We start from the raw sequence: 5841 nt of genomic DNA, 5'->3' as shown, positions 1-5841 counted from the left end.
AGCCTCCGCCTCGACAGCAGCCGACTCACCCTCCGCAGCCGCGGCAGCAGCCGCCCTCGGCTTCGCCAGGTTCGCCTTCGGCACCACCGGCTTCGCGGCCTCCGCCTCGACAGCAGCCGACTCACCCTCCGCAGCCGCGGCAGCAGCCGCCCTCGGCTTCGCCAGGTTCGCCTTCGGCGGCGTCGGCTTCGCGTCCTGCGGTTCGGCGTCGGCAGCCGCGGGCTTCGCCGGTTCGGACCCGGCCGCGGCCGAACCGGCCGCCCCGGCCCGCGGCTTCGGCACGCCCGGCTTCGGCGCGCCCGGCTTCGGCGCGGGTGCCTCGGTGGGGGCTCCGGCGGGAGGGACGACGGCCTCGACAGTCGACTTCGGCTCGGCCGACACAGGCTTCGCCCGGTCCTGCTCCGCCGCAGGCGAATCGGTGTGCTCCGGCTTCGACATGCGTCCCCTCTGCGTTCGTGCCGCCTGCTCCGGCTGCCCCGGCATCCGCCCGGATGCCCGGTGGCCCGCCCCGGGAGAACCCGCGCGATAACCCGCCCCGGCAGAACCCTTATTGTTCCTCACTCCGCAACGGACGGGAGCCCCGGGTCCGCGGTTCCCCACTCCGTATCCCGGAGTTACAACGGAACGATGTCGGGCGCCCCCAGCCGCGCCGCGTCGGCCGTCTGGTCGTCCGGCTGGCGCTGCGATTCCCGTTCGGCCTGCACTCTCTTCTCGTAGTGCTCCACTTCCTTCTCGATCTGCTGCCGGTCCCACCCCAGCACCGGAGCCACCAATTCCGCGCACTCCCGCGCCGACCGCGTCCCCCGGTCGAAGGTCTCGATCGAGATCCGCGTCCGCCGCGTCATCACGTCGTCGAGGTGTCGCGCTCCTTCGTGTGACGCCGCGTAGACCACTTCCGCCCGAAGGTAGTCGTCCGCCCCGCCCACCGGGGCTCCCAACGAGGGGTCCTCGGCGATCAGGTCCAGCAGTTCGTCCGTCATCGAGCCGTACCGGTTCAACAGGTGTTCCACCCGCGCCACGTGAAGACCCGTCCGGGCGGCGATGCGGGCCCGGCCGTTCCACAGCGCCCGGTACCCCTCCGCCCCCACCAGCGGCACGTCCTCCGTCACGCACTCCGCGACCCGCTGGTCCAGCCCGTGCACGGCCTCGTCCACCGCGTCCTTCGCCATGACCCGGTACGTCGTGTACTTGCCGCCCGCGACGACCACCAGGCCCGGTACCGGATGGGCGACCGTGTGCTCGCGCGACAGCTTGCTCGTCGCGTCCGACTCCCCGGCCAGCAGCGGCCGCAGGCCCGCGTACACCCCCTGGACGTCGTCGCGGGTCAGCGGCACGGCCAGCACCGAGTTCACGTGCTCCAGCAGGTAGTCGATGTCGGCGCTGGACGCCGCCGGGTGCGCCTTGTCCAGGTCCCAGTCGGTGTCGGTGGTGCCCACGATCCAGTGCCGGCCCCACGGGATGACGAACAGCACCGACTTCTCGGTCCGCAGGATCAGCCCGCTGCTCGAATGGATGCGGTCCTTCGGGACGACCAGGTGGATGCCCTTCGACGCCCGTACGTGGAACTGCCCGCGCTCCCCGATCAGCGCCTGCGTGTCGTCCGTCCACACCCCGGTCGCGTTCACCACCTGGCGGGCCCGGACCTCGTACTCCCCGCCCCCCTCCACGTCCTGCACGCGCGCCCCGACCACCCGTTCGCCCTCGCGCAGGAAGTCGACCACCCTCGCCCGGTTGGCGCAGTGCGCCCCGTACACGGCGGCCGTGCGGACGAGCGTGGTGACGTAGCGCGCGTCGTCCATCTGGGCGTCGTAGTACTGCAGGGCGCCCACGAGCGCGTCCTTGCGCAGCGCCGGGGCCACGCGCAGGGCGCGGCCGCGCGACAGGTGCCGGTGCACCGGCAGCCCCCTGCCGTGCCCGCTGGACACCGACATCGCGTCGTACAGGGCGACGCCCGAGCCGGCGTAGATGCGCTCCCACCCCTTGTGCTGGAGCGGGTACAGGAACGGCACGGGCTTGACCAGGTGCGGGGCGAGCCGCTCCAGCAGCAGGCCGCGCTCCTTCAGCGCCTCCCGCACGAGGGCGAAGTCGAGCATCTCCAGGTAGCGCAGGCCACCGTGGATGAGCTTGCTGGACCGGCTGGACGTGCCCGACGCCCAGTCCCTGGCCTCGACGAGCCCGGTGGACAGGCCCCTGGTCGCGGCGTCGAGCGCGGTGCCCGCGCCGACCACGCCCGCGCCCACCACCAGGACGTCCAGTTCCCGTTCGGCCATCCGGGCGAGGGCCTCCGCGCGCTGCGCCGGCCCCAGTGTCGCTGTCCTCACGGCTGCCTCCCGTCGGTGCGGGCGTACCCACTCGGTGCGGGTGGTCCCGCTCGCGTCCCCCGTCTCGATTCTGACCCGCCGTACCCGCATCAGCCACCGCCTGTGGACAACACAACGGCGACCATCACCCCGTAATACGACAGATCGGTCATATATACGCCTAGTCTGACATCGTGCCAGCTGATGCGGCCCTGGCGGTCCACAGGAGTTGCGCACCCAGCCCCCTCATGCATGCCAGGGAAGGGACGGCACCACCCCATGCCCGCAGACCTCGCCGTCATCGGACTCGGCCACCTCGGCCTCCCACTGGCCCAGGCGGCCGTCGCCGCCGGGATCGAGACGGTCGGCTACGCCGTCGGACCGGCCACGGACTCCACCCTGACCGCCGCCGAGGTCCGCCGCATGTCGGCCGCCGGCTTCCGGGTCACCGCCAACCCCGCCGACCTCGGCCGCGTCCGCACCGCCGTCATCTGCGCCCCCACCCAGCTCGGCGCCGACCGCGCGCTCGACCTCGGCGCCGTCGGCGAGGCGGGCCGCGCCCTCGCCGCCCGGCTGCGCCCGCGCACCACCGTCATCCTGGAGTCCGCCGCCCATCCGGGTGTCACCGAGGACTACCTGCGCCCGATCCTGGAGGACGGCTCCGGGTTGCGCGCCGGCCGGGACTTCCACCTGGCCTACTCCCCCAGCCGGCACGACCCGGGCAACCGGACGCACACCATCGCCAACACCCCCAAGGTGATCGGCGGCCTCACCCCCGCCTGCACCGAGTCCGCGCACGCGTTCTACGCCCGCATCGCCGAGAAGGTGGTCCGCGCCCGCGGCCTGCGCGAGGCCGAGACCGTCCAGCTGCTGGAGACGAACTACCGGCACGTGAACATCGCCCTCATGAACGAGATGGCGGTGCTCTGCCACGACCTCGGTGTCGACCTGTGGGACGTCATCCGCTGCGCCGAGACCAAGCCGTACGGGTTCCAGGCGTTCCGCCCCGGCCCGGGCGTCGGCGGCCACAGCGTCGCCCTCGACCCCAACTACCTCCCCCACACCACCCGTACCCCGGGCCACCCCCTGCGGATGGTCGGCCTGGCCCAGGAGATCAACGGCCGGATGCCGCAGTACGTCATCCAGCGCTGCGCCACCCTGCTGAACGAGCACGGCAAGTCCGCCCGCGGCGCCCGCGTCCTGCTGCTCGGGGTCACCTACAAGCCCGACCTCGCCGACCAGGAGGGCTCCCCGGCCCGCGAGATCGCCAGCCGCCTCCTCGACCTCGGGGCCCTGATCAGCTACCACGACCCGTACGTGGCCGGCTGGCGGGTGCGGGACCAGCCGGTCCCGCGCGCCGAGTCCCTGTACGAGGCCGCCGCCACCGCCGACGTGACGATCCTGCTCCAGCACCACCGCACGTACGACCTCCAGGGCCTGGCGGTGAAGGCGCAGCTGCTCCTGGACACCCGTGGGGCCAGCCCCGCGGGCGCGGCGCACCGGCTCTGACCCCGCCGGAAACCCCCTCGTCGGGTGTCGGTGCGAGCTGCTAGCCTGCGGCGACTTATTTCGCGCTTACATCACGTGCCGCACCGGGCAACCCACGTGCCGCACCCCTGGGGGGACCTTCCATGAGCCAGCAGTTCCAGCCGCCCGCGCCCGATTCCGCCACGCCGGCCGCTCCGTACCCGGCCGAGCCGGCCCGCTCGGGCAACCTCGGCCTGGGCATCGCCGCGGCCGTGGTCGCCGCCCTGGTCGCGGCCGCGGCCTATGGCGGGATCATGAACGCCATCGACCGCCAGATCGGCTACGCCGCGGTCGGCGTCGGCATCCTGATCGGCCTCGCCGCGGGCCGCGTCGGCGGCCGGAACCCCGTACTGCCCGTGGTCAGCGCCGTCCTCGCGCTGGGCTCCGTCTACCTGGGCCAGCTGTTCTTCGTCGCGCTCGCCCTGGCCGACTACGCGCATCTGGGCCTCGCCGACGTCCTGACCGACCCGGGCATCGGCGGCATCGCCGACCTCTGGAAGGAAGGCGCGGAGGCCATGGACTACGTCTTCCTCGGCATAGGCGGCGTCGTCGCCTTCGGCGCGGCCAAGCGCGTCCGCGACTGAGCCGCCCGCCAGCCTCCGCTCCGGACGCGCCGAAGGGCCGGCTCCCCGGTCAGGGGGGAGTCGGCCCTTCGGTGTGTCGCACGGGTCAGCGGCGGTGCTGGGAGTCCGCGACGGTGACCTCGACCCGCTGGAACTCCTTCAGCTCGCTGTAGCCGGTGGTGGCCATCGAGCGGCGCAGGGCGCCGAAGAGGTTCATCGAGCCGTCCGGGGTGTGCGACGGGCCGGTGAGGATCTCCTCGGTGGTGCCGACGGTGCCCAGGTGGACCTTCTTGCCGCGCGGCACGTCCTCGTGGACGGCCTCCATGCCCCAGTGGTGGCCCTTGCCGGGCGCGTCGGTGGCACGGGCCAGCGGGGAGCCCATCATCACGGCGTCGGCGCCGCAGGCGATGGCCTTGGGCAGGTCGCCGGACCAGCCCACGCCGCCGTCGGCGATGACGTGCACGTAGCGGCCGCCGGACTCGTCCATGTAGTCGCGGCGGGCGGCGGCCACGTCCGCGACGGCGGTCGCCATCGGGACCTGGATGCCCAGCACGTTGCGCGTGGTGTGCGCGGCGCCACCGCCGAAGCCGACCAGGACGCCGGCCGCGCCGGTGCGCATCAGGTGCAGGGCCGCGGTGTACGTGGCACAGCCGCCGACGATGACCGGGACGTCGAGCTCGTAGATGAACTGCTTGAGGTTCAGCGGCTCGGCGGCGCCCGAGACGTGCTCCGCGGAGACGGTGGTACCGCGGATCACGAAGATGTCCACGCCCGCGTCGACGACGGCCTTGGAGAACTGGGCGGTGCGCTGCGGGGAGAGCGCGGCGGCGGTGACCACGCCGGAGTCGCGGACCTCCTTGATGCGCTGCCCGATCAGGTCGGCCTGGATCGGCGCGGAGTAGATCTCCTGGAGGCGGCGGGTGGCGGACTCCTCGTCCAGCTCGGCGATCTCGTCGAGCAGCGGCTGCGGGTCCTCGTGGCGGGTCCACAGGCCTTCGAGGTTCAGGACGCCGAGACCGCCGAGCTCACCGATGCGGATGGCGGTCTGCGGGGAGACGACCGAGTCCATGGGGGCGGCCAGGAACGGGAGCTCGAAGCGGTACGCGTCGATCTGCCAGGCGATGGAGACCTCCTTCGGGTCCCGCGTACGCCGGCTCGGGACGATGGCGATGTCGTCGAACGCGTACGCCCTGCGGCCGCGCTTGCCGCGCCCGATCTCGATCTCAGTCACGTGTGGTGGCCTTTCCTCTGGGTCTGCCCGTCCAGTATCCCCGAAGGCCGGGGACTCGCGTTCCGGCTTCCGCTGTACGGACGGCCCCGGCGCCCGGTGCGGCCCCCGGTCGAGGGCGGGTACGGGGGGGGGGGGGGGGGGGGGGGGGGGGGGGGGGGGGGGGGGGGGGGGGGGGGGGAGCGCCGTCGGGGGGGGGGGTGGGTTAAGGCCCGCTCATCCT

At 73.3% G+C, this 5841-nt stretch carries 4 protein-coding genes and 1 pseudogene; 3 read left to right on the top strand and 2 right to left on the bottom strand.

Translation table 11 applies throughout. The features are described 5' to 3' along the window. Positions 1-529: pseudogene (locus ACZ4VL_RS08055) on the top strand (hypothetical protein); the annotation flags it as partial. A gap of 85 nt (positions 530-614) precedes the next feature. On the opposite strand, the gene ACZ4VL_RS08050 reads toward ACZ4VL_RS08055, so the two are convergent. Then, entirely contained in the window at positions 615-2321 is a 1707-nt protein-coding gene (locus ACZ4VL_RS08050; RefSeq protein WP_468197135.1) for a glycerol-3-phosphate dehydrogenase/oxidase, read from the bottom strand. Between the two features lie 258 nt (positions 2322-2579). Here ACZ4VL_RS08050 and ACZ4VL_RS08045 point away from each other — a divergent pair, with 258 nt between their 5' ends. Together ACZ4VL_RS08045 and ACZ4VL_RS08040 are read left to right on the top strand one after the other, a co-directional pair. After that, positions 2580-3809: a nucleotide sugar dehydrogenase gene (locus tag ACZ4VL_RS08045; protein WP_468197132.1), complete on the top strand. Its 1230-nt coding sequence runs from the start codon at positions 2580-2582 to the stop codon at positions 3807-3809. 122 nt (positions 3810-3931) lie between these two features. Next, positions 3932-4411, top strand: a complete 480-nt coding sequence (locus ACZ4VL_RS08040; RefSeq protein ID WP_468197130.1) for a hypothetical protein — start codon at positions 3932-3934, stop codon at positions 4409-4411. 85 nt (positions 4412-4496) lie between these two features. On the opposite strand, the gene ACZ4VL_RS08035 is transcribed toward ACZ4VL_RS08040, so the two are convergent. Then, on the bottom strand, positions 4497-5621 hold the full coding sequence (locus ACZ4VL_RS08035) for a GuaB3 family IMP dehydrogenase-related protein (protein ID WP_361090558.1): 1125 nt from the start codon (positions 5619-5621) through the stop codon (positions 4497-4499). Positions 5622-5841: the final 220 nt, after the last annotated feature.

This window comes from Streptomyces sp. NPDC029014, from assembly GCF_055564695.1.
The sequence above is the reverse complement of the archived record's forward strand: the minus strand, read 5'-3'. Positions and strand labels throughout refer to the sequence as shown.

Excerpts from the sequence above, each read along its gene's own strand:
- ACZ4VL_RS08045 (WP_468197132.1), top strand. The coding sequence starts at position 2,580 with ATGCCCGCAGACCTCGCCGTCATCGGACTCGGCCACCTCGGCCTCCCA.
- ACZ4VL_RS08040 (WP_468197130.1), top strand. The coding sequence starts at position 3,932 with ATGAGCCAGCAGTTCCAGCCGCCCGCGCCCGATTCCGCCACGCCGGCC.